This is a genomic window from Paenibacillus sp. FSL H7-0326 (assembly GCF_001955535.1).
GTDB lineage: Bacteria > Bacillota > Bacilli > Paenibacillales > Paenibacillaceae > Paenibacillus > Paenibacillus shunpengii.
In genome coordinates this window covers 670,380-691,641 of record NZ_MPVN01000001.1, presented here as the reverse complement: position 1 = coordinate 691,641, position 21,262 = coordinate 670,380, and the positions used below count along the sequence as shown (strand labels likewise).

The 21,262-nt window shown below is 42.0% G+C and carries 39 protein-coding genes; 37 read left to right on the top strand and 2 right to left on the bottom strand.

The window, feature by feature from the left end; all coding sequences use genetic code 11:
- Positions 1–58 precede the first annotated feature (58 nt).
- The 5 genes from BK126_RS03235 (at position 59) to BK126_RS03215 (ending at position 3,677) form a co-directional block, all read left to right on the top strand.
- Entirely contained in the window at positions 59–892 is an 834-nt protein-coding gene (locus BK126_RS03235; protein WP_076311264.1) for an AraC family transcriptional regulator, read from the top strand.
- Between the two features lie 77 nt (positions 893–969).
- Positions 970–1,764, top strand: a complete 795-nt coding sequence (locus BK126_RS03230) for an alpha/beta hydrolase (protein WP_083655694.1) — start codon at positions 970–972, stop codon at positions 1,762–1,764.
- A 108-nt stretch (positions 1,765–1,872) separates the two neighbouring features.
- A complete protein-coding gene (locus BK126_RS03225) occupies positions 1,873–2,523 on the top strand; it encodes an SGNH/GDSL hydrolase family protein (RefSeq protein WP_076311263.1) in 651 nt (216 codons plus the stop codon).
- A gap of 11 nt (positions 2,524–2,534) precedes the next feature.
- Positions 2,535–3,416: an SMP-30/gluconolactonase/LRE family protein gene (locus BK126_RS03220; RefSeq protein ID WP_076311262.1), complete on the top strand. Its 882-nt coding sequence runs from the start codon at positions 2,535–2,537 to the stop codon at positions 3,414–3,416.
- 66 nt (positions 3,417–3,482) lie between these two features.
- Entirely contained in the window at positions 3,483–3,677 is a 195-nt protein-coding gene (locus BK126_RS03215; protein WP_076311261.1) for a hypothetical protein, read from the top strand.
- A gap of 282 nt (positions 3,678–3,959) precedes the next feature.
- On the opposite strand, the gene BK126_RS03210 is transcribed toward BK126_RS03215, so the two are convergent.
- Together BK126_RS03210 and BK126_RS03205 are read right to left on the bottom strand one after the other, a co-directional pair.
- The gene (locus BK126_RS03210; protein ID WP_076311260.1) at positions 3,960–5,123 is read right to left on the bottom strand and encodes a tyrosine-type recombinase/integrase; all 1,164 of its coding nucleotides are present in this window, start codon (positions 5,121–5,123) and stop codon (positions 3,960–3,962) included.
- An 11-nt stretch (positions 5,124–5,134) separates the two neighbouring features.
- Positions 5,135–5,497: a helix-turn-helix domain-containing protein gene (locus BK126_RS03205; protein ID WP_076311259.1), complete on the bottom strand. Its 363-nt coding sequence runs from the start codon at positions 5,495–5,497 to the stop codon at positions 5,135–5,137.
- A gap of 117 nt (positions 5,498–5,614) precedes the next feature.
- Between BK126_RS03205 and BK126_RS03200 the strand changes: the two genes are divergently transcribed.
- The 32 genes from BK126_RS03200 to BK126_RS03040 all read left to right on the top strand — a co-directional run bounded on the left by BK126_RS03200 (position 5,615) and on the right by BK126_RS03040 (position 21,250).
- Positions 5,615–5,815, top strand: coding sequence for a helix-turn-helix transcriptional regulator (locus BK126_RS03200; protein WP_076311258.1), 201 nt, complete (start codon positions 5,615–5,617; stop codon positions 5,813–5,815).
- Between the two features lie 105 nt (positions 5,816–5,920).
- On the top strand, positions 5,921–6,229 hold the full coding sequence (locus tag BK126_RS03195; protein WP_076311257.1) for a helix-turn-helix domain-containing protein: 309 nt from the start codon (positions 5,921–5,923) through the stop codon (positions 6,227–6,229).
- Entirely contained in the window at positions 6,226–6,990 is a 765-nt protein-coding gene (locus BK126_RS03190) for a phage antirepressor KilAC domain-containing protein (RefSeq protein WP_076311256.1), read from the top strand. The genes BK126_RS03195 and BK126_RS03190 overlap by 4 nt, the downstream gene beginning before the upstream one ends.
- Before the next feature lie 23 nt (positions 6,991–7,013).
- The gene (locus tag BK126_RS03185) at positions 7,014–7,277 is read left to right on the top strand and encodes a DUF7667 family protein (protein WP_076311255.1); all 264 of its coding nucleotides are present in this window, start codon (positions 7,014–7,016) and stop codon (positions 7,275–7,277) included.
- Positions 7,278–7,293: 16 nt separating this feature from the next.
- Complete coding sequence (locus BK126_RS03180) at positions 7,294–7,569, top strand: AbrB/MazE/SpoVT family DNA-binding domain-containing protein (RefSeq protein WP_076311254.1); 276 nt, start codon at positions 7,294–7,296, stop codon at positions 7,567–7,569.
- Positions 7,570–7,746: 177 nt separating this feature from the next.
- Positions 7,747–7,935: a hypothetical protein gene (locus tag BK126_RS03175; protein ID WP_076311253.1), complete on the top strand. Its 189-nt coding sequence runs from the start codon at positions 7,747–7,749 to the stop codon at positions 7,933–7,935.
- 1 nt (position 7,936) lies between these two features.
- A complete protein-coding gene (locus tag BK126_RS28980; RefSeq protein WP_143757660.1) occupies positions 7,937–8,173 on the top strand; it encodes a hypothetical protein in 237 nt (78 codons plus the stop codon).
- A 202-nt stretch (positions 8,174–8,375) separates the two neighbouring features.
- Complete coding sequence (locus BK126_RS03165) at positions 8,376–8,858, top strand: siphovirus Gp157 family protein (protein WP_076311251.1); 483 nt, start codon at positions 8,376–8,378, stop codon at positions 8,856–8,858.
- A complete protein-coding gene (locus tag BK126_RS03160; protein WP_076311250.1) occupies positions 8,855–9,496 on the top strand; it encodes an ERF family protein in 642 nt (213 codons plus the stop codon). The genes BK126_RS03165 and BK126_RS03160 overlap by 4 nt, the downstream gene beginning before the upstream one ends.
- Complete coding sequence (locus BK126_RS03155; protein ID WP_076311249.1) at positions 9,486–9,875, top strand: single-stranded DNA-binding protein; 390 nt, start codon at positions 9,486–9,488, stop codon at positions 9,873–9,875. Before BK126_RS03160 ends, BK126_RS03155 begins: the two co-directional genes overlap by 11 nt.
- Before the next feature lie 8 nt (positions 9,876–9,883).
- Positions 9,884–10,210 carry a hypothetical protein gene (locus BK126_RS03150; protein WP_076311248.1) on the top strand — a complete coding sequence of 109 codons (327 nt, stop codon included), beginning with the start codon at positions 9,884–9,886 and terminating at the stop codon, positions 10,208–10,210.
- Between the two features lie 11 nt (positions 10,211–10,221).
- Entirely contained in the window at positions 10,222–10,608 is a 387-nt protein-coding gene (locus BK126_RS03145; RefSeq protein ID WP_076311247.1) for a hypothetical protein, read from the top strand.
- An 8-nt stretch (positions 10,609–10,616) separates the two neighbouring features.
- Entirely contained in the window at positions 10,617–11,399 is a 783-nt protein-coding gene (locus BK126_RS29270) for a hypothetical protein (RefSeq protein WP_076311246.1), read from the top strand.
- Entirely contained in the window at positions 11,302–12,183 is an 882-nt protein-coding gene (locus BK126_RS03135; protein ID WP_083655693.1) for an ATP-binding protein, read from the top strand. The genes BK126_RS29270 and BK126_RS03135 overlap by 98 nt, the downstream gene beginning before the upstream one ends.
- Before the next feature lie 121 nt (positions 12,184–12,304).
- On the top strand, positions 12,305–12,559 hold the full coding sequence (locus BK126_RS03130) for a hypothetical protein (RefSeq protein ID WP_076311244.1): 255 nt from the start codon (positions 12,305–12,307) through the stop codon (positions 12,557–12,559).
- Positions 12,556–12,891 (top strand): hypothetical protein, encoded by a 336-nt coding sequence (locus BK126_RS03125; RefSeq protein WP_076311243.1) that lies wholly within the window; start codon positions 12,556–12,558, stop codon positions 12,889–12,891. Before BK126_RS03130 ends, BK126_RS03125 begins: the two co-directional genes overlap by 4 nt.
- A complete protein-coding gene (locus tag BK126_RS03120) occupies positions 12,888–13,406 on the top strand; it encodes a crossover junction endodeoxyribonuclease RuvC (protein WP_076311242.1) in 519 nt (172 codons plus the stop codon). Before BK126_RS03125 ends, BK126_RS03120 begins: the two co-directional genes overlap by 4 nt.
- Before the next feature lie 84 nt (positions 13,407–13,490).
- Positions 13,491–14,000: a pyrophosphohydrolase domain-containing protein gene (locus tag BK126_RS03115; RefSeq protein WP_076311241.1), complete on the top strand. Its 510-nt coding sequence runs from the start codon at positions 13,491–13,493 to the stop codon at positions 13,998–14,000.
- Positions 13,997–14,710: an FAD-dependent thymidylate synthase gene (thyX, locus tag BK126_RS03110; protein ID WP_076311240.1), complete on the top strand. Its 714-nt coding sequence runs from the start codon at positions 13,997–13,999 to the stop codon at positions 14,708–14,710. The genes BK126_RS03115 and thyX overlap by 4 nt, the downstream gene beginning before the upstream one ends.
- Before the next feature lie 27 nt (positions 14,711–14,737).
- Complete coding sequence (locus BK126_RS03105) at positions 14,738–15,046, top strand: hypothetical protein (RefSeq protein ID WP_076311239.1); 309 nt, start codon at positions 14,738–14,740, stop codon at positions 15,044–15,046.
- A gap of 15 nt (positions 15,047–15,061) precedes the next feature.
- Entirely contained in the window at positions 15,062–15,691 is a 630-nt protein-coding gene (locus BK126_RS03100; RefSeq protein ID WP_076311238.1) for a hypothetical protein, read from the top strand.
- 147 nt (positions 15,692–15,838) lie between these two features.
- Positions 15,839–16,141, top strand: a complete 303-nt coding sequence (locus BK126_RS03095; protein WP_076311237.1) for a hypothetical protein — start codon at positions 15,839–15,841, stop codon at positions 16,139–16,141.
- Positions 16,142–16,231: 90 nt separating this feature from the next.
- Positions 16,232–16,798: a phiTE_072 family protein gene (locus BK126_RS03090; protein ID WP_076311236.1), complete on the top strand. Its 567-nt coding sequence runs from the start codon at positions 16,232–16,234 to the stop codon at positions 16,796–16,798.
- Between the two features lie 30 nt (positions 16,799–16,828).
- A complete protein-coding gene (locus tag BK126_RS03085) occupies positions 16,829–17,008 on the top strand; it encodes a DUF7167 family protein (protein WP_076311235.1) in 180 nt (59 codons plus the stop codon).
- Between the two features lie 104 nt (positions 17,009–17,112).
- A complete protein-coding gene (locus tag BK126_RS03080) occupies positions 17,113–17,376 on the top strand; it encodes a hypothetical protein (RefSeq protein ID WP_143757659.1) in 264 nt (87 codons plus the stop codon).
- A gap of 94 nt (positions 17,377–17,470) precedes the next feature.
- Entirely contained in the window at positions 17,471–17,638 is a 168-nt protein-coding gene (locus tag BK126_RS29265) for a hypothetical protein (RefSeq protein ID WP_179085503.1), read from the top strand.
- A gap of 126 nt (positions 17,639–17,764) precedes the next feature.
- Positions 17,765–18,124 carry a BC1872 family protein gene (locus tag BK126_RS03070; protein WP_076311232.1) on the top strand — a complete coding sequence of 120 codons (360 nt, stop codon included), beginning with the start codon at positions 17,765–17,767 and terminating at the stop codon, positions 18,122–18,124.
- Positions 18,117–18,410: a hypothetical protein gene (locus BK126_RS03065; RefSeq protein WP_076311231.1), complete on the top strand. Its 294-nt coding sequence runs from the start codon at positions 18,117–18,119 to the stop codon at positions 18,408–18,410. The genes BK126_RS03070 and BK126_RS03065 overlap by 8 nt, the downstream gene beginning before the upstream one ends.
- A complete protein-coding gene (locus BK126_RS03060; RefSeq protein WP_076311230.1) occupies positions 18,403–18,972 on the top strand; it encodes a hypothetical protein in 570 nt (189 codons plus the stop codon). Before BK126_RS03065 ends, BK126_RS03060 begins: the two co-directional genes overlap by 8 nt.
- A gap of 79 nt (positions 18,973–19,051) precedes the next feature.
- Positions 19,052–19,561, top strand: a complete 510-nt coding sequence (locus tag BK126_RS03055; protein ID WP_076311229.1) for a hypothetical protein — start codon at positions 19,052–19,054, stop codon at positions 19,559–19,561.
- A 275-nt stretch (positions 19,562–19,836) separates the two neighbouring features.
- Positions 19,837–20,217, top strand: a complete 381-nt coding sequence (locus BK126_RS03045; protein ID WP_076311227.1) for a hypothetical protein — start codon at positions 19,837–19,839, stop codon at positions 20,215–20,217.
- A gap of 754 nt (positions 20,218–20,971) precedes the next feature.
- Positions 20,972–21,250 (top strand): zinc ribbon domain-containing protein, encoded by a 279-nt coding sequence (locus tag BK126_RS03040; protein WP_076311226.1) that lies wholly within the window; start codon positions 20,972–20,974, stop codon positions 21,248–21,250.
- The last annotated feature ends 12 nt before the right edge of the window (positions 21,251–21,262 follow it).

Sequence of the window (21,262 nt, the reverse complement as noted above, 5' to 3'; positions counted from 1 at the left end):
TAAAATATAAGAATTGTTATGGATGATATAATAATATGGAAGTAGAGGTACCAAAGATATGTGGCTGAGCAAAGACCATCAGCGTTTTTTCATGACAGGGAAGGAGCAACCGCTGCCTCTGTTTATAGAAAGCATAGGAGAGAACAACAATCAGGAGCCGATTGAAAGGCCTGCTGGCTATCCCTGTTATCACTGGCTGCAAACGGTAGACGGCGAGGGGGCATTCTCATTTGAGGGCAGAACCTATCCACTTCCTAAAGGGACGGGAATCCTGCTGGCTCCTAATGTGCCGCACCATTACAGCGGGAGAGGTGAAGGCTGGTCAACGATATATATTACCTTCAGCGGTCCGCAGGCAGCAGCGATCCTATCCTCATTGGACTTGCAGGAATCTGCTTATTATCAGTGGAAAGTGAGCTCGGAGCTCCAGACTCATGGCAAAAGGGTTCTTGACTCCATCGGCAGCGATTTTGATCTAACGGGGCTGGACGCGTCAGGAGACATCTATCGATTCTTACTGCTGCTGAAGAAGCATGGGACGACGGGCAATACGCTCTCCCTCTCACATGCTATGGATCGATTGGCTCCCTTGCTGTCATTTATGGAAGAGAAGATAAGTGATCCTGGTGTTGGGCTTATGGAAATGGCGGAGGTGCTCTCAGTTTCCCCCAGATATTTGAATATGATGTTCAAGCAGTCATTTGGCATTACAGCGTACAGCTATTTTATTCTGAAAAGAATACGTAAATCCAAGGAGATCATGACCTCTGAGCCTCATCTAACCGTAAAGGAGACGGCTGGCAGAGTAGGCTTCCGTGATGCGAGTCATTTTGTTGCTACTTTTCGGAGAATTGAAGGAATTACCCCCGAGCATTTCCGAACGCTCTACTAGAGCTAAAATAATGATTGATGAAAACGATTTAATGTAGGATGATGAATGAAAATTATTCTTTTATTAGATTAGGAGGGATGGCTGTGCAATCTATAAATCTATGGTCTGGAGTGCCGCCGTATGCTGCCGCTGGATTGGAAGATGATTCTCCCACATTAACACCTTATCTGGTGGAGGGAGCTGACAGCTGTGTTATCGTGTGTCCTGGCGGCGGATATTGTCATTTAGCTGATCATGAAGGCGGGCCTGTTGCGGAGTGGCTCAATCAAGCAGGCATTTCGGCTTTTGTCCTTAAATACCGAATTAACCCTCATCGTCAGCCAGCAGCACTGTCAGATGCAAGGAGAGCCGTTCAATATGTAAGAGCGAACAGTGATAAGTATGGGATTCTCCCGAACAAGATCGCGATGCTCGGTTTTTCCGCTGGAGGTCATTTGACGGCAAGTGCAGGAACGATGTGGGTGGAGGGAGATCCAGAGAACGTTGATCCGCTCGAGCGGGTTAGTTCAAGGCCGGATCGCATTGTGCTGTGTTATCCTGTCATAACCATGGAGGAATACGGTCATCAGGGATCAAAAGATGCACTTCTTGGTGACAAGCCGGATGAGGAATTGGTCAGACAATACAGTACTGAACGCCAGGTAACAAGTAAGACGCCGCCTGCCTTCATATGGCATACCCACGAGGATGCGGCCGTTCCGCTGCAGAACAGTCTGGAGATGTCACTGTCTTTGACCAAAGCAGGAGTGCCTCATGAGCTGCATGTATTTGAAGCAGGACGTCATGGCCTCGGGCTCGCAGAGGAGATGGAAGAGACTACAGGCCGATGGAAAGGCTTGTGTATATCCTGGCTTAAGCAGCAGGGCTGGTAATTTTCTTCTTGAGAAACACAATACTGTAAACGCTGCCTTAGTCTATTTGCTTTACTGCAAGTGATTTACATAAGCTGTGATTTAATATTGGATAGGGAGATGGAAGGTATGAAGTTGGCTCAGAACGATAAATTGGTCTTTATAGGGGATTCGGTTACGGATTGCGGTAGAACTCGTCCCGTAGGCGAAGGAAGCATGGGGCTTGGAAATGGGTATGTATACAATGTGGATGCTTTGCTCCAAAGCGTATATCCGGAATTAAATACTCGTGTAATCAATGTAGGGATAGGCGGAAACAATGTTAGGGATTTGAAAAATCGCTGGCAGGAGGATGTACTTGATCTTCAGCCGGACTGGCTGTCTGTAATGATTGGGATCAATGACGTATGGCGTCAGTTTGACAGTCCGCAGCGAAGAGAGCTTCATGTGTTTCTGGATGAGTATGAGGCTACTCTACGTGAGCTGGTTGCTTCAGTGCGTCCTCAGGTGAAGGGTCTTGTCCTAATGACACCTTATTACCTGGAGCCAAGTGTAGAAGATCCCATGCGCTCGACGATGGATCTGTACGGCGCTGCTGTCAAACGTGTTGCTGAGGAATATGATGCCGTATTTGTAGATACACAGGCTGCATATGAACCCATTTGGAAGCAGCTGTACCCAGGAGCTATTGCCTGGGACCGCGTACATCCTAACCACACGGGACATATGGTTCTGGCACGTGCCTTCTTGAACAGCATCGGTTTTGATTGGAATAAATAAGGAGGGATTGGATGACAGAAGTAGAACTGGTCATTGACGCAAAGGCAAGGCTTGCAGAGGGACCAAGCTGGGATGCAGAAGAGAAACGCTTGTATTGGGTTGATATTGAAGGGTATAAGCTTCATATTTATGAACCGGATTCCGGAAAGGACACGGTGCATGAGATGGGTCAGCATATTGGTGCCGTTGTTCCCTATGATCGAGATCATGTTATGGTTGCCTTAAAAAGTGGGTTTCATAGGTATGATCTGACTTCGGGGAAGCTTACCCTGCTTCACAATCCGGAAAGTCATCGGGACGATAACCGGTTTAATGATGGAAAATGTGATCCGAACGGTCGGTTTTGGGCAGGGACGATGAGTCTAACTGACAAGAAGAATCAGGGCGCATTGTATTGTCTAATGAATGATGGTCAAGTCAAAACCGTGCTAACGGAGGTATCTCTCTCTAATGGTCTCGGGTTCAGCCCAGATCATAAGAAGATGTACTATATTGATACACCGACAGGCCGTATTGATCAGTTTGATTTTGATCTTGATACCGGTGAAATTTCGAATCGTGTAACCTTGTTCTCTCTGCCGGAAGGAACCGGCTTCCCTGATGGGTTGACGGTAGATGCAAAAGGGATGATATGGGTGGCACACTATGGCGGTTCCCAGGTATCTCGCTGGGATCCGAACACAGGCAGCCTGATTCAGCATATCGAAGTGCCGGCTTCCAATGTGACCTCCTGCTGTTTTGGAGGAGAAGAACTGGATGAGCTGTATATCACGACGGCTCGTAATGGACTTAGTGAGGAGCAGCTGCTCAAGACTCCGCATGCTGGCGGTGTATTTCGAGTGAAACCCGGCGTGAAAGGACAGCCGACTTACCGTTATAAGGGTATAAAATAGAAACGGTTTCCATATAGGTGCGTATGGATTGATATGTGGTTCAAAACCTAATGGAGGTGGAGACCTATGAATGATCCGCTTCAGGAACAGAACAGGCCCTATACGGAGCCGGCTGATCCCTATAGTGCAAAGGCCAATTTTGAGATTAAACAACAGGAACTGCATGAAAAAGGTTATCCGTCACTATGGAGAGAAGTATCTAATCTGTTGATTCTCTTGGCAGTCATTGGTGTTATCCTCTTCTTAAGCCGTATTCTTTGATTTACTGTTGATAAGATTGAGCCAAGACCCGTTATTTTTAAGTTAGTATCAGCCAAATAAAAAATAAAAGCCTGCCAGGCGTCCTGGCAGGCTTTTATTCGGACGCCTCTTTCGAGACGTCCTATCATGGGAGAGGATATTTTTGCGTTTCACTAGTATTTTCTAGTTTTCACAAACCCTTATTATTATTGGGTTTTATCTATTTTGTTCCGAGGTATTATCACGTTTGATTTTAACGATACTTTGAATTTGCCACCTTTTTTGCCACCCATAATCCCACCTTTAAGAAGTTGGTGTATTGAACACATCTCCAAACGTTTCGGCTGCCTTTATCTCTGCAGTTCTCATTAGATGTCCGTAAACGTCCATGGTTGTACCAATTTTGGAATGCCCGACTAAATTAGAAATGACTTTTGCGTGGATGCCGCGGTTAATCAAAATCGAAACTGAAGTGTGGCGGATATCATGAAATCTTATCCTTCTCACACCTTCAACTTTTGAAATGAAATTTTTCCACCTTTCACTAATTACTTTCGGATACATTGGCTTACCTATAAAACCTTTATATCTCAGGTTGCAAAAAAGAAAGTCCCTTTCGCTGTACCATTCTTCAGATTCCGCTTTTTCTTTATAATAGAATTCCTTGTACAATTTAAGCTCCTCTGTTACATACTGAGGGATCGCTATGGTCCTGACAGATCCTTTAGTTTTTGGAGATTTTATTACGGCTTCTCCTTTTCGAACAATAGGAATTGATTGTTCTATATGAATTAAATTGTTAGTTAAATCAACGCGCTTCCATTCTAAGCCTAACAATTCACCTTTTCTCATTCCAGAAGTAAAGGCAAGAGTAATCATTGTCTTAAATTGAATGTTTTCATGTTGTAGAGCTTTGAGTATTTTAATAGATTCTTCTTCGGTATAAGTGTTGACGTTTTTATTTTCATTTTCCTTGGGCTTATTTACCTTTTTCATCGGATTAGGATCAAGGTCGTACCATTCGCTTGCAGTATTGAACATACTGCGTAGAACTCTGTAAACGTAAAGTTTTGTTGCTTGCCCAGCGTCTTCTTGCGGCTTTTTTATTTTCTTTAATCCATCTATAAAAGTGACTAATTGAAGTGTCGTTATGTCACGCAAATACATTTCACCAAAAACAGGAGTGATTCTTTTATCAATGTGACTAATGTAGTTCATTTTGGTCGTTTCTTCTAAATGCTTATTAACGTACAGTTCTTTCCATTGCTCAATAAAGTCTTTGAATTTAATATTCTTGTGATTTACAACCGTCTTCATCTGTTCAGCTTCGAATATGATTAATTCCTTCTCCGCCTGGCGTTTTGAATTGGTGTATACCATCTTAGTTTTCCGTTTGCGTTTTCCAAACATGTCAGGCACATCAACAACCATTCTATATCCGTTATTGCGTTTTTCAACCCATCCCATAATAAACCTCCTTATGATCTGGTAGTACGGATCATTGTAGTAATAAGCTTAATTTCTTGTGGAGTTAGCATTTGTCCATCAAGAGACAATTGAAGATCTGAATTAGATAGTTCGATTGTTTCACTAGGTGTGTCATTTCTGACACTAGGGTTATCAGTAGCGCCTACAAGATAATCAACTGTAGTATTAAGCGCTTTTGCTATTTTAACTAACATATATGGTTGGGGAGCTGTAGTTCCTGACTCATAGTTGGCGACGTTAGTTCTTTTAGTATCAATCATTTCAGCCAATACATCTTGGTAAAGACCTTTAGCTTCTCTTTGTTCTTTTATTCTTTTACCGATAAGCATCCTGTTTTCAGATGCATGCGTCATTTTATACCACCCATATCATTTTAAATTTTATTTTTCAAAAAAACCTTGCGTCTTAAATTTAGACGTGATAATATGAGGGTGTCACAAATTAAGACATAAGGGAGTTGATTATTATCAATGTGTACCAGAACTAAATTTGAATCCATGCGCTTGGAAAAAGGGGTTTCCTTAGCGCAAATGGCTGCCGATCTTCGTGTATCGGAAAGTCATATCCGTGGGATTGAAAGGGGTCGAAACAATCCTACACTCAGATTAGCTTTTTCAATTGCTCGTTATTTTAATGCGACAATTGAAGAGGTTTTTGAAGATGCCGTCTAACTTGTTTTGTTATCTGAAGTATACCATGTCAAAATTTTTGACGCAATATTTTTTTGACGTAAATGTCTAAATTTTAGACATATTCATGAGGGGTTGTGAATAGCGATGACCACCGTTGATTTCATTGAAGAAATAAAGGGTCGATTGGTTGAAGAAATCAAGCCTTGGATCGAGGAACAAGTGAGCGAAATGTACAACGCCAGAATCAGTAAAGCGACCGTGTCCATTGAAGAGGCAGCAGAGTACACCGGAATATCTCAATCCACTCTTTACATCATGGTCAAAGAGGAACAGATTCCGACTGTGAAGTACGGTAGTAAGAATGCCTCTAAAAAACAAATTCGTTTCCGCTTAGCCTCACTTGATAAGTGGATGGATGAACAGGAGCAATTGAGTAAAGGAGGAGTGAAATGAATCAAACACAGATATTTAAAAACGAAATGTTTGGGGAATTGCCTGTCCTTTTAGTCAATGGGGTTGAATGGTTCGGAGCAACTGAGGCAGCTAAAGCATTGGGTTTCTTAAATCCATACACTGCATTGCCAAACCACGTTGATGAAGATGATCTAACGGACCAGGAGGTCATTGATTCTATAGGTCGTAGGCAAGCAAAGAAATTCATCAATGAATCAGGTTTGTATGCCCTAATCTTTGGGGCTGCTAAACAAGGTAACAACCCTGAGATCAGAGAGAAAGCAAAAGCATATAAGAAGTGGGTTACATCGGATGTCCTACCTACTATACGAAAGACTGGCGGTTACGTTGCAAATGATGACTTGTTCGTTTCAACTTATCTACCGCATGCGGATGAACAAACAAAATTGATCTTCAGAGCAACATTAGAAACAGTCCGCAAGGCAAATGAACAAATTTCCATTATGCAGCCGAAAGCAGATTACTTCGACGCTCTAGTAGACAGAAACCTTTTGACCAGCTTCAGAGATACCGCAAAGGAACTGAAAGTCAAAGAAAAGGAATTCATCAGTTGGCTCCTTGACAAGGGATATATCTACAGAGATGCCAGAGGAAAATTGAAGCCTTACGCTGACCACGTACCGAAGTTGTTTGAAATGAAAGAATGGGAACGCAACGGTAAGGCCGGAGAGCAAACCTTAGTTACTCCAAAGGGTAGAGAAACATTTAGGTTGTTACTAAGTGCGATTAGAACTGCATAACAAAACGGAATGGAGTGATCAACATGAATCAAATCACTATCCATCCTACACATCGCAAATTAGCTGAAATAGCGTTCTATAACCAAGACCCTAAGACAGGAAAGATCAACGTTAAAAGTATCCCTGTGAACCTACTGGAAGCCTTATTGCGGATGAATTTAGAAGTGGTTCGCACGACAGATGAACTTAAGAATTTATCGTTCTTGGTATACGGAACAGGTGATACAGAATGGCAACATGGTGTATGTAAAGCGCTTGATGATCTTGCAAAATCATTTGAAAAATAATTGGAGGATGAAAAATATGAAATCAACTGGAATCGTAAGGAAAATTGATAGTTTGGGTCGTTTGGTAATTGCAAAGGAACTTCGCAATACTTTAGGAATTGATGATCGGGATGCACTGGAGTGCTATGTAGATGGAGACAAAATCATTATCAAAAAGTATCAACCTGGTTGTTATGTATGTGATTCAGAGGAAGAAAACTTTGTTCACCTTTATGGACGTAAAATTTGCGAGAAATGCATCAAAGAAATCAGTGATGCTGCAAACAAAATCACAGCGGCGGTGACGGTATGAAAATTCTAGTTAAGGAATGGCGAGCGAAAAACAAAAAGGAACGTATCAAGGAGTTGGAAGAGGTTGCGGAGTTAAACAAACAAAGATGGGAGAGAGGATAAATGCTGTTCTGGTTAACATGGTGGATTCTTTTTGATACAGCGATTGTCCTACTATTTTTGAGAGGAGCTAGAGAAGATGGACAGATTTGAACAAGGTTTACCAGATCCGCAAGAAGCTGATGTAATTGAATATTGCGCCAATGAAACTTGTGGGAACGAAATTTATCAAGGTGAAAAGGCAGTAACTTACGGCGATGCACTATGCTGCAGCTTCAAATGTGTTGCTGTGATAATGGGCGCCTATGAAATAACGGCAGGTGAATGAATTGATTACCACAATCAGAATCAAGGCAAGTGACGCTTTAGAAGACCGTTTTGCACTGGCTTTTGTTGGAGGAAAAGTTCGAGAGGGTAAGCATCCAAAGTTTGAATTCACATCTGAACAACAACGGCGTGAGTATGAGAATTTGAGCAAAAAGCTTAAAGGAGTGGGATTCAATGCAGAAGGAGCTGAGAAAGGCGATCCAGACGCTAGAAAGGTTCGACGCAGAAACAGACCCTAAAGGAAACTCCAGGGAAAATGTAGTTGTAGCGATCGCTGACTTTTTTAAGTATGACCTAAACAAGACTATTGATCTATTGAAGACTGTTCTTAACGAAGTAGAAACGAAAAAAGACCATGGCGGCAACCATAGTCTTTGAGTAGTCATTATCAAAAATTTGTTACGGCAAAAATACCACAATTCCAGGAGGTTGTAAATACCCATGAACTTATACGAACTTACTGAACAATATCAAACCTTGCTTGAAATGGCTTATGAAGGCGCTGAAGGCGTGGACTATACAGAAATGCTGCAAGGTATGGAAGGCGTAATCTCGGACAAATTGGAAGGCTACTGTAAGGTGATCAAGACTCTTGAAGTGGAAGCTGAGGCTATTAAAGCTGAAACTGTCCGATTGTCACAGCGCAAGACTTCTCTGGAGAACCAAGTTACTCGTATGAAGGAAGCTATGAAGATTAATATGATCCGTTTGAACTTGGATAAACATAAGGGTCAATTGTTCACTGTTTCCCTTACTAAGCCGCGGCAACGTGTAGAGGTGACCAATATTGATGCTGTGCCTTCTGAGTTGATCAAAGTTAAGAAAGAAGTCGATAAGACTGCAGCTATGGAAGCTCTTAAGGCTGGTGAGAAGCTTCATGGACTGGAGCTTGTGTACGGTGAAAGTGGGTTGAGTATCCGATGATCTTCTCTGAATCCAATCAAGAGATTTCAAAGGCGCTAGTTGTTGCATGGGGTAAAATCCAAACGCCTAAGCACAACACAAATGTAACTGTTAAAACGAAGTCTGGTGGCAATTATTCATTTTCTTATACCGATTTGGACGGCATATTCACTGCTGTACGCGAAGTTTTCAAGGATGAAGGCTTATCTATCATCCAAGACGCCTATACGCTAATGGATAGTCCTGGTGTTCATGTGGTTTCTGTAACAACTATGTTTGTACACCAATCTGGTGAGTGGGTAAAATCGGAAGCTCTCAGAGTACCAGCAAGTCCGAATATGCAAGATTTGGGTGGTCAGATCACTTATATGAAGCGTTACTCCCTATCTGCAATGCTTGGAATCGCAACGGAAAAGGATGATGACGGCAATACTGCAGTAGGTAACGAAGTAGAGTTTCAACCTAAAAAGCTAACCGAGGCTCAAGTTAAAAGACTCTTTGCTATAGCGAACAATAAAGGCTTCTCTGTAGCAGATGTAAAAAAATCAATTGTTCAGGATTATCGTAAAGCAGATGCAATGGACCTAACCAAGAAAGAATATGACGAATTATGCGAACGGCTTGAGAAGGCTGGGAAGGAGCAAATAGATGCTAAATAGATTTGTTGGAATTGGAAGATGGGCAAGCGATATTGAACTGAAGTACACGCCTAATGGTAAAGCAGTGGCTAATGCCAATATCGCTATAAATGATCGGTTTGGAGACAAGGAAAACACCGTTTTTCTACCAGTAGTTATGTGGGGTAAATCCGCTGAGAACACAGCTGAATATAGCGGTAAAGGAAGACTTGTTGCAATCGAAGGACGTATTCAAGTTAGACAATGGGAGTCGGAAAACGGCAGAAGATATATCACGGAAGTGGTTGCGGAGAATGTTCGTTTCCTGGAATCGAACCGCGATAACTCTTCAAGAAGAAACGATCCGTTTGCAGATGATGGTAGACCAATTGACATACCAGATTCTGAACTCCCGTTTTGAGGTGACCAATGCACATAACTGACATAACACAAGAAATACACGCTGCTTCTAAGCGCCTCAGTAACTCGGCTGATGCACTGTTTGGACTTGGTAAGGAAAAGGCAGAGGCGGAACGGAATTACCGTTCTGCTCTAGCCCAGGAGATTCTAAAACTCAAGTCTGATGGTTTCCCAGCTACTCTTATACCGGATCTAGCAAAAGGAAATGTTGCTGATCTTTTATTCCAAAGAGATTATGCAGAAACCCGATTCAAAGCCGGTATAGAAGCAGCTGACGCTATTAAAGTACAGGTATCAGCACTACAGACTATTCTCAAGTATCAAACAGACATATAAGAGGTGATGTTATGCCTGCATATAGCAAAGAACAACAAGTACGAAAGAACCGCCTTAAACCCAAAAGAGGCCGTCATACGGCTATTACAGATAAATGCAGCAATGAAGTTAAGCGTAGAGCAACGGTTGAACCAGAAGGATACTTGGTCTGTGAAAAATGCGGTAAGAGCAATCCTGAAATGGGCTTTAATCGTGCTCACATGATAAACGCTAGTCAGTATGGTGAAGGTGGTCAGCCTTGGAATATAGCCATTCTGTGTGGCCCTAAGTCAGAAACAGGCACTTGTCATCAATGGGCTGATGAAACGGCTGAGGGTAAAGCCTGGAAGCTTCAGAAACGTGCGGAATTAATAGAATATTACACATCCGGTGAAGGCCGGCATTGGTGGACTGAGTAGGTGGTGAAATGGCCGGAAAGGGTTGGATTAGCATGCACCGTAAAATGCTGGATAATCCGATCGTGTGCAAGGACAGTGACCATATGGCAGTGTGGGTTTACTTACTGCTAAATGCTGCGCACGCGGAGTATCCGGCCCTTTTCTCCGGTGAACGAATAACCCTTCAACCAGGGCAGTTAATCACCGGTAGAAAATCAATATCTGAGAAATTGAAGATTTCAGAGAGTAAGGTGCAACGAATTCTAAAATCGTTCGAAAACGAACAACAGATTGAACAACTAACAAGCAGTAAAAACCGCTTAGTGACGCTGGTTTCATGGTCTGAATACCAAGACTGTGAACAACAGAATGAACAACAAGTGAACAACAAGCGAACAACAACTGAACAACAAGTGAACACAAACAATAATGTAAATAAGATTAATAATGAGAATAAGAAAAATAAAGAAGATATATATACTCCTGAATTTGAAATCTTCTGGAATTCTTATCCTCGAAAGATCGGAAAAAAGGAATGCTTCAAAACTTGGAAGACAGTAACCAAGAAAGAAGATCCAGACGTTATCATTCAATGCTCTCAAAATTATAAAAAGCAATGTGAACTTCGTAAGACAGAAACTCAATTCATCAAACATCCTAAGACCTTTTTAAACGAAGAGCGCTACAAAGATTATTTAGAGGAGGAACGGAAAAATGAATCCATTCCTTGGAGCATTACAAAACCTGGAGTCGGAACATCAGAGAATGCAGAAACAGTCGGTTCGAAATACGACCAGTTTGTTCGCAGATGATCCTCACGAAGGAACATACTGTTGTCTCGGCTGCAAGAAAGAAATAAAACGCACTTATGTACCTTTTATCAAGAAATATGGTATCAGCACAGCTTGTCCTTGTGTAGTAGCTGAAAGAGAAAGAGAGCAACTAGAATCCGATCGAAGATACCGCAAAGGCAAGATGGAACGAGTTTTTTCAAGAAGTATCATGAACGACAATCTTAAACAAGCAACGTTTCAAAATTTCATAAAGCGAGAGGGCACAGAATCTGTCCTCTCAGCCTTCAAAGAGTTCGTAAGGACTTATGAGTCCCGGAAGACTGGAATACTCGCCTACGGGCCACCAGGGAACGGAAAAAGCCATCTAGCAGCATCAGCGCACCACACCTTAGACCATCAAGGATATGTTTGTCTCTTCTTAGACTTTCCGCAGCTGGTGGAAATAGCAAAAGGGACATTCAAAAACCATTCTAAAGTATCAATCACCGACATTGTAAGTGCTGCAGTCTCTTGTGACCTTCTCACACTAGATGAGTTGGGAGCTGGGAGCCTGACAGAATTCGAATATAAAGACTTACTCTTCCCGATCTTGAACGGACGACAAGGGAAGCTAACCAACTTCACAACTAACCTCAACTTAGAACAACTGGAAATGTGGCTTTACAAAGATAAGTCCGGAAACGTTCTGGACGAACAAGGAAGACTATTTGACCGGATCCTGGGCAGCGTAGACATCTATGAAAACAAAGGAACCTCTAAACGCCGCGAGGATGCTCTCAAACGGTTAAACGAAGGTCAATGACCATGATGAGTAGATTGAACGATGAAGAACTTAACTCAATAGCAGCAGATGAATTTCTAGACTATGACATACGGATCGAAGCTACAAAAGAAATCATTACACGTCAGGGAGTGAAGGAGACATGCCAAAGCCCAAAAAAGATCATGAGGCCACGATGGATGAAATTTTTGGATCGTTTGAATGGCCTATATACGAATTACTTGAAAAAGTGGACCACAAACTTTCGGTAGTGACTAAAGAAGCTGGAGTAGCCAAGATCCCTCCAGAGTATCGAGAGAATTACGTTAGAAGCAAACTGGTAGATATGATTGATCAAATTTCAGAGAATCGCGAAGCCAAAGGGAAAGGCGGAAAGAACAGGAGGAAAGGCGCATGAGAATATATATAACTCCACAACAGTACGATACAGCCGAAGCTAACGGGATCAATAAAAAATTGGTAGACAATCGAGTGAAAATAAAAGGTTGGAGTATAGAAGATGCCATTACTAGGCCAGTGCGAGATAATACAGCTCTCAACGAATGGGTGCTTAAGGCCTTGTCTAACGGAATCACAAGACAGTGTTACTACAATCGAGTTCATAAATACAAATGGAGCAAAGAAAAAGCAAGCACAACACCGATGATGAATCCGCAAGAAGTCGGACGATTAGGGCAAGCGGCATACCTAAGAAATAAAGCTAAAAACGAAGGAGCGATCGCACAATGAGATATGTAGGGATTGACCCTAGCAGTAAAACAGGAATGGTGCTGCTTGATAGGAACGGAAATTACCTGGACGGATTCGAAATCACATCTTCAGAAGAAGATACAACAGTTCAAATTGATCAGATTATAGATGAAATATTTAACAATCTTGAACCAAATGATGTGATCGCAATTGAAGGGTTCAGTTATAACTCAAAGGGTCGGTCAATTGACTATCAATTCGGCCTGGGCCATGCGATCCGATTGGAACTATACAGACAGAATATTAAATGGATTGAAGTTGCTCCAACTCAAGTTAAAAAGTATGCAAGTGGTAAGGGAAATGCCAGTAAGGAAAACATGATCATACCAATTTTGAGACATTGGTCTTTCGAACACAATTCTAACAACGTCCGTGACGCTTTCGTATTGGCTCATATAGCTCGTTCAGTTCGCAGTGGAGTATTTACAACTAAGTACCAGAAAGAGGTCGTAGAAGCGATTCTAGCGCCTACAGCAACGAAGAAAAGAGCATAGCAAGTGGGGTAGTGGAAACTCGGGCTTCTGCTGCCCTCTAACCAAACACCAGTTCTACAAATTCCATTTGAGAGGGAGATAAAAATGAATAAGCAGTATGACCAAGTGAAAGAGTTTCACGAAGCATTCAATCAAAAGATGCCGGATATGCCGTGCATATTAGAAAGAGGGCGCACTGCTTACGATAGATTGATTTTGAAGGATACAGCATTTGAGTTACTGGCTGCTTGTAGACGGATGAAAAACGGCAATATCTCCAGTGAAGTAATGAAAAGAGCTTCATGGATGCTTGAAGAGTTAATCGAGTTTATGCAAGCCGAGAACACCTATGAACAAGTTGATGCATTGACTGATCTAATCTACTTTGCAGTAGGCACATTTACTCTTATGGGAATTAAACCCGAACCATTTTTCGATATCGTCCATGCTGCGAACATGGGGAAGTTACATGAGGATGGAAAGCCGAGATACGACAAGCAAGGCAAGATTGTTAAACCAAATGGATGGCAAGCAAAATACGCTCCGGAACCAAAAATAATCAATGAGCTACGCAGACAATCCGCAGAAATTTACGAGGGAGAGAAAACAAAATGAACGATACAATCAATGTCCTTGATAAAGGGTACGTGAGACTGGTCAATGTAATGGGCAGTGATTTAACGGTAGTGAATGCAGCCCGCGTCAGTTACGCAAAAGAATCAAAGGAACTATCTGATCGTGATGTAAGCTTAATCAAATTCCTGGCGAGAGAAGGACATACGAGTCCGTTCAGGCATGCGATGGCGCAATTCGAAGTGTATGCCCCGCTAATGGTCGCGCGGCAATGGTGGAAGTATCAGATCGGTTCAGCGCATATGGAAGGCACAGGAGACAGCCTAGACGCTTGGAATGAGTCAAGCAGACGTTATGTCACTGAGGAACCGGCATTCTACATTCCTGAACCGGACGAATGGCGCAGTGCTCCAGAAAACAGCAAACAGGGATCGGGCGAACCAATAGATGAAGAAGAAGGGTTTATGTATATGGCATTTCTCAAAGCCTATATCAGTCAAGGAGAGCAGTTATACAAAGATGCTATAAAAAGCGGAGTATGTGCCGAGCAAGCCCGCCTGTTCCTTCCTGCATACGGAATGTACGTCCGTTGGTACTGGACCGCATCGCTTCAATCTATTTGCCACTTCCTTAATCAACGTCTGGAACACGATGCACAGAAGGAAATACAAGAATATGCCAAAGCAATATTAACTTTAATCGAATCGAAGTTCCCTATATCTATAGATGAGTTAATCAAAAAGAACGGTTGATACAGCCTAATAAGGGAGAGAAGATAAATGAGTGAAAAAGAAAAGATAAACAGTATTCAAGTGGTCGGCGGACAAATGAACTTTAAGCACCTTACTCATAAGGTCGACGCAAAAACCTATGCTCAATCTAAAGCGCGGATGTGGCTCGGCATGATTAATGATCGGATGCAGCCGAAGAAGTGGCTTAAACCAAACAGTAAAGGGACAAGAGTGAACTTTGACACGATTGCATCGGATGATGCTCTGAAAATAGCGCTGGCTGAGTACGAAGTGTATCTGAATCAGATCAATGAAGAGTTCGGATTGGATTACAAATTAAGAGCTACTACAGCTTAAAGGAGAGTTGAATCCATGAAGAAACGGCTTATTAAAAAGTTCTATAAACGAGTTGCTGAAGCTCAGAAGAATAAAAAAGAAGTTCCATTCTTTTATGTGACTAAGGTTCGTCATTTAGTGGCTGAGTTCATTGATCATCGTTATCTTACGGTGTTCAGACCATATTGGTACGAGCAACTTGAAAACTGTAAAAGACTCGATTTCATGACAGAACATAAAAAGCACTATGAAGAAACTTTTGACTTGATCCGGAAGCAAACAAACATTGATCTAGATTTGCTGTCTGAGGATTACAAAAGTCGGAGACGGATTCAAACTAGGAAACCTGCTAAACCGAAAAAGCCTAAACCAGTACGAAAACTCCGTAACCCACGGACATTTGCAATCAGAATGATTAACGGAGAGTACAGAGAAGTTACTGGAGAAATTGCTTTCAAGCACGGGAATTATGAGTTCTTTATATACCATGACCCGAAAATTGATATTTGGATAGTCTCGGATGTAACAGTAGGCGCGGTAATAGCTAGGCACATTAAATACAATTTAGCTGTTATTCGAGCAGAAATAACTATAAAAAATGGCTTTGATCGATATAAAGAGTTTGTTAACAGAAAGCTTGAAGAGTTCAAGCAAGCAGCTAATTGAGCCTAGTAAGGGAGAGAAAACACATGGAAGATTGGATCAAATACCAATGTGAAGAGTGTAAACGGAAGTTTGCTGTACCGGAAGATCTGGAAGAGCCAGCTTGCCCAGAATGCCATGAGAGCAACTGTGCTGAGATAGGGTGAGCTTATGAATAAAGATAGGAAAGCTGAAGTGGAATACTTTCTGTTCCAATCTCGTGCATCTGTAGAACTCAACACAGAAGAGATCGAGGAACTACATCGAGTGATCGAGGAGATCGAAAGAGAATCCAAGTCAAGCAAGAAACTAGCCAAGCATCACGAAGGTCGAATTGAGTACATCCTTAGTCATATCATGCCGCTCTATGAGGGATGGCTTGATTCAGCAAAGAAGAGGGTCATGCGGTACGAGGAAGAGCTTCAGCAACTGACTTACCAAGAGAGTGATGGTCAAGTTGAATTCAATTTTTAGGCTATACAGCCTTAAAGGACCCTATACGGCTAACACTTCGTTAAGCATATTCGGTCGGGACGGAGAAAAAGACAAAGGAGTAATAGCGCGATGAAGGACGTAAAGTTTTGGCGTTACTATATACCAAGCACGGATGAGATTGAGGGCTGGGGGATATTCTTACTTGATTCAACAGGTATGTTTGCAGCAGTGACTGACTACGGAAATTATGCTTACATGTGGCCGCTTAGAAATACTGGATGTAATGATTTCAGAGACTTCTTTGACCATAAAGATGCTTATTATGTTCTTGGTAAATGTGCTCCATCCAGAGGAAAAGAATACCAAGGAGATAAGACAGAGGAATTAATTAGAAAGACGATAGTTCAGATGCGGCGTTCAGGTTCCTTCACTGAAGAAGAGGCTCGGGAAGAATGGAATTTGTTAGACAGCATTGACTTCTACTTCCGTGAGGGATTCAGCCAATGGTATGAGCAAACGAATCTTTATGACGCTCATGAATATTCGGTCCATGGCTATACGGCATCTGAAAAAGCTTTTGCAGATAAGTTATTCCCTAGATTTTGCGAAGCGGTAGCAGCAGAACTAAAAGCGGAACGTGAAGGGCCGAAGGGCAACGAAGCGACCGAATCACCTAGCGAAGCGGCAGCCGGATAATATATTACAGCCTTAAAGGAGAGATAACAGATGGCAAAATTCAAATTCAGCGTTAAATCATCTGACCGTGAAGAGACAGTAGAAATAAAAGATGATGAACTAGAAGGTTTAAGCACATCAGACAGATTGAAACACATAAATGCAGCTTTCGATGACTGGTTATGGAGCGGAAACATTAAAGCAGACTGGAAATACGTTGAAGAGGATTGAGGCTATCAGCCTCTTTCCCTGGGAGGAAATAAACCCTATATACGGCCGCCACTTTGTTAAGCGGATTCGGTCGACTCGGAGAAAAAGACGAAGGAGCGAACAAGGTGCATATACAAAACTTTGACAAATTTAGAATCGAAAACGAACGGTTTGCAGATGTACAGAAGATAGGATCACACAGCAGTGATGGATTCATGGTTACGGCTTATTGTATGAAGTCTTGGGATAAATACTCTCAGCACAAAGTTGAGGTTCGTAAAAAAGAGAGAGAGGTTGCTCTGATTACTTACCGCCGAAGCGATGCGGAAATACCGGAATATTGGCGAGATGCAGAAGTCTTGTTTTCGTGGACAGAAGAGAAAAAGTAATTCATTGGCCGAAGGCCTCCGAGACGAACGAATAAGCTTAACGCCAGTGGGGGCCGAATATATCCATAATCCAAGTAAGGGAGAGATAACAGGGATGGGGAAGTCAGTTTACTTTTCAGACTATGAATTACAGCTTTTAATAAGAGCGTTTGACATGGCTAATTTTTCAGCCGAAGTTGATGATCAAGAAGAGGAAGAACGGAGCTACGCCGCTGCCGAGAATATCCGAGAAAAAGCGGAAAAGGCCTACCGAGGATATTAGGCTCTGGAACCAGCTAAAGGGGAGGATGAAAGGGAATGAGAGCAACAGAAGAATGTCAATGCGAAGACTGCCAATGGTTTAGAACGACATACGGAAATGATCAAAACCTTCCTGGGGAGGTAGACCATGAGTGAACGAGTAATTACTAACGCAGAAATATTGGCTGAACCACCAGGAAGAGAATTGGATGCATATATAGCTATCAAAGTCATGGGATTCAAAGAAATAACGATTGTAGGCTCTCATTACTTCACTGATCCAATTGATACGCAGGTAAAGCCATATTCAACCGACATATCAGCAGCATGGGAAGTAGAAGAACAAATAAAGGAGCTAGGTTTAACTGTTGAATACACAGGATCATTAAAGCAGGTAGTCTTAGGCACTGGTGAATATGTGGGAATGTTCGATTTTATCCACGCAACAGCTGAACAGCGGTGTAAAGCAGCTCTACTAGCCGTAATAGGAGGGTCAGGGAATGAGTAAACAAGAGAAGCTTATATCAGCGGACAAACTGCTTGAATGGATCAAAGAGAAGAAAGCAAACGGAAGTACCATAAGTGAATATTCGCTTTCAAGGGCGATAAAGTGTAAAGAATTAGATCCTGATCCAGTACCCACCATTAAGCCGGGAGATAAGGTGAAATGTTTCGGGATTATAGAATATGTAACTGTGATGAGAGTCGAAAATGATCAAGTCACGATTAGAGATGGCGAAGGAGGTCATCACACTGTAACAATTGATGATTTGGAGGTAGTAAAGGATGAATAGAGACTGGGATAAGGATATAGAACTGTGTGAGAAGGCTACGAGAGGACCTTGGAGAGAGTTTACTGATAGCTACGGCCACAACATTGGCACGAAGATGATTGATCCTCAGTTAAAGGCTCATGCACCAGTAGTGACCCTTGCAATGTCGGCATTTGGGAGTACAGTTTACATTTCTCAAGTTGATTCGGACTTCATTATAGGGGCGCGCGAAGCCCTTCCTTACTGGCTCCAACAATACGCAGAGCTCAAAGAAAGAAACGACGATATGCTTAAGGTCCTAGAACGCATAAAAGCAGATATAGACGAGTTCAGGAGCTATATAGACATAGAAGCATGTGAGAGTGTAGAAGATCAGGCAAGGGCGTTTAACGAGCTCCTGAGGGCTGAGAGGAAGCGTGCAGATAGATCAGAGATAGCGTTGCTTCAACTGCAAGAATCAATTGTTTGGATCAAAACGAAGCATGAATTTGAGTGGACATATGAACCGGGAATAGGTGAGGTTGTCTACGAAATCATAAATGTACTTGAGAATGGAACGGGAGTTTTAGAGGGTAAGGAGTGAGTCAATATGTCATATAACTCTGTGGGTATAGAAACGACCGTGATAAAATGATTGCAGTTCAATATGGAGGAACGTAAATATGATTAAAATACATGGCGTCAAATTCTATGGTGTGTATAAACAAGAACAAAAGAAAGCTCTATTCGATTTGGCTAGAGTTACTACCAAAGAAGAGTGGAGAGGAGTAAAGGCAGTATATTGTTCGCAATCTCGAGTTGATCCACCTTACACAAATATTAGAATAGCCTCATATGTAAAAGTGGTTTTAAAAGGACGGGACGCGATAAAGTCCGGATTTGATAAAAAAGTAGGGGAATTATGCTTGTCGCCTATTATTTATATAGAAGGTTCAGTACTAACCGATGAGATTAATTTTCTTTTTAATATTCTTCACGAATTAGGTCATCACAATCAAAAACACAACAGACTAGACATTAATCCTAAAGTTGAAGAAATTAATGCACATATATTCGCAATGATACGTCTGATAAAAAAACATAAATCTTTCACGTTGAAACCTTATTATTATCTGGCTGAAGCATGCGAAGCCTTGAATTTAAGCTACTCTAGTGATCCAAATGCAAAATAACACAGTAAAAGCAAAAACGTATTGGACCTGGACTAAACTGGCTGAAGCTAAGAATCCTACACGATCTATCGCTGGTAAGGAAATATGGCCACATTATAGGACAGAAGCGCCTGCAAAGTGGTTAGAAGATGGATTAATACAAGATGCGAGCGAAGTCGAGAAGGATGGTCAAGTGGATTTGTTCGATATTTTGGTGTAAAAGTGCAAAGGAAATGGGTAAAATCCCAAGGGTTATATAAAAACTGTATGTAAATAAGTGCAAAGGAGTGTTGAAAATGGAGGCGGTGGTACAAATGGAGTTAATTCCGAGCGCCAAAGAAGAGGACATCCAGAGAACAATTTATCTTCTGCGATACGAGTTACCTCAATGGGAATCATCTGTAAAAGTCCTAAAGAAAATTAAAGAATATACGCCAGAGCAGCTAGCCAAACTTGAGTCCTATCAAAACAAAATCGAACTCGTAGAAACAGCCATTAGTACAATCCTAGATAAAGAAGCAAGGGATATCATAAAACACCGCTATCTGAAGACCGATCGGCGCAAAGATACAATATCCTTTTTCGGCTCAATTATGAGTGAAAGTACAATAGACCGGAGAATTGACAAAGGCTTGTTATCGGTAGCAAATACTCTTAAGGATTGCGGTATTATCTAACGAAAATCTGACGGTAAATTGACGGTATCATGAATGTAAGCTGACGAAAATATGACGGTTAGTACAAATTATAGTAGGGACATAGGGTTAATCACCCGGGTGTCCCTGCAACCCCTTATCGTCGCAGGACTCGGCAGTGCTAAAGGTACTGTACCGTAGACGTCTAGCAGCGAAAGCCAAGCTAGGAATGAGGATCGTCAAAGGTGCTGCGCGGGGAATGCAGGTAAGATCACTGCACTTTTATTATGGCCTAAATGGTATAAGATAGGTTCGAGTCCTGTCAAGGCCAAAAAAGGACGGTAGAAGCGCGGTAACGATAGGGAAGCCGAGGGGCGCGACGTGGTGAACCTAAGTCCTCAATATTTTGGAAATACGCCAATATTTATTTATAGAGTGACATGATGTGGTGGCGGAATAGGTAGACGCTATGTATCGTAGGGTGACGTTCGGACGATAAAAGAGAGCGTTCATTGCAAACCATGTAAGGTGCAAATCCTTACCCACATCACGGCATATTCCCTTAACTCAGTGGCAGAGTACCGAAAGGAAAGCCTTGGTTCGATTCCAAGAGGGAAAAGATAAAATTTGCTTCATGACCTTTTTTGTTTGTTACTCCACTTTTGCATAAACACTCCTTATCCGTGATCTCAGCGGTATAAAAAGTGGATCGAGAGCGCACCGGCAGCGTAAATAATGCCGGATAATAAAGGAAAATAGTCCTGTATGTCGAAAGTACCATACAGGGGGTGAGAAAATGGCAGTTTCTAAGTGTGTTAGTTGTGGGGGCGCAAGTTTCGAATTGAAAGAAGCTTCACCGACTGGTTCAAGGTTCAAATTCCATTTTATCCAGTGTTCTAAATGCGGCGGCGTAGTTGGTGTAGTGGATTATATGCACAATGGGAGTGAACATAACGAGATCAAAATGCTAATTGAGGATAAAAATAAGAAATTAGCTAATGAAATTGAAGAAACCAAGGAAATGGTGCAACAAATCGGGCATTATTTGAGCAGACTCTCATCTGGAAGAAGATAATAAGCTATAAAA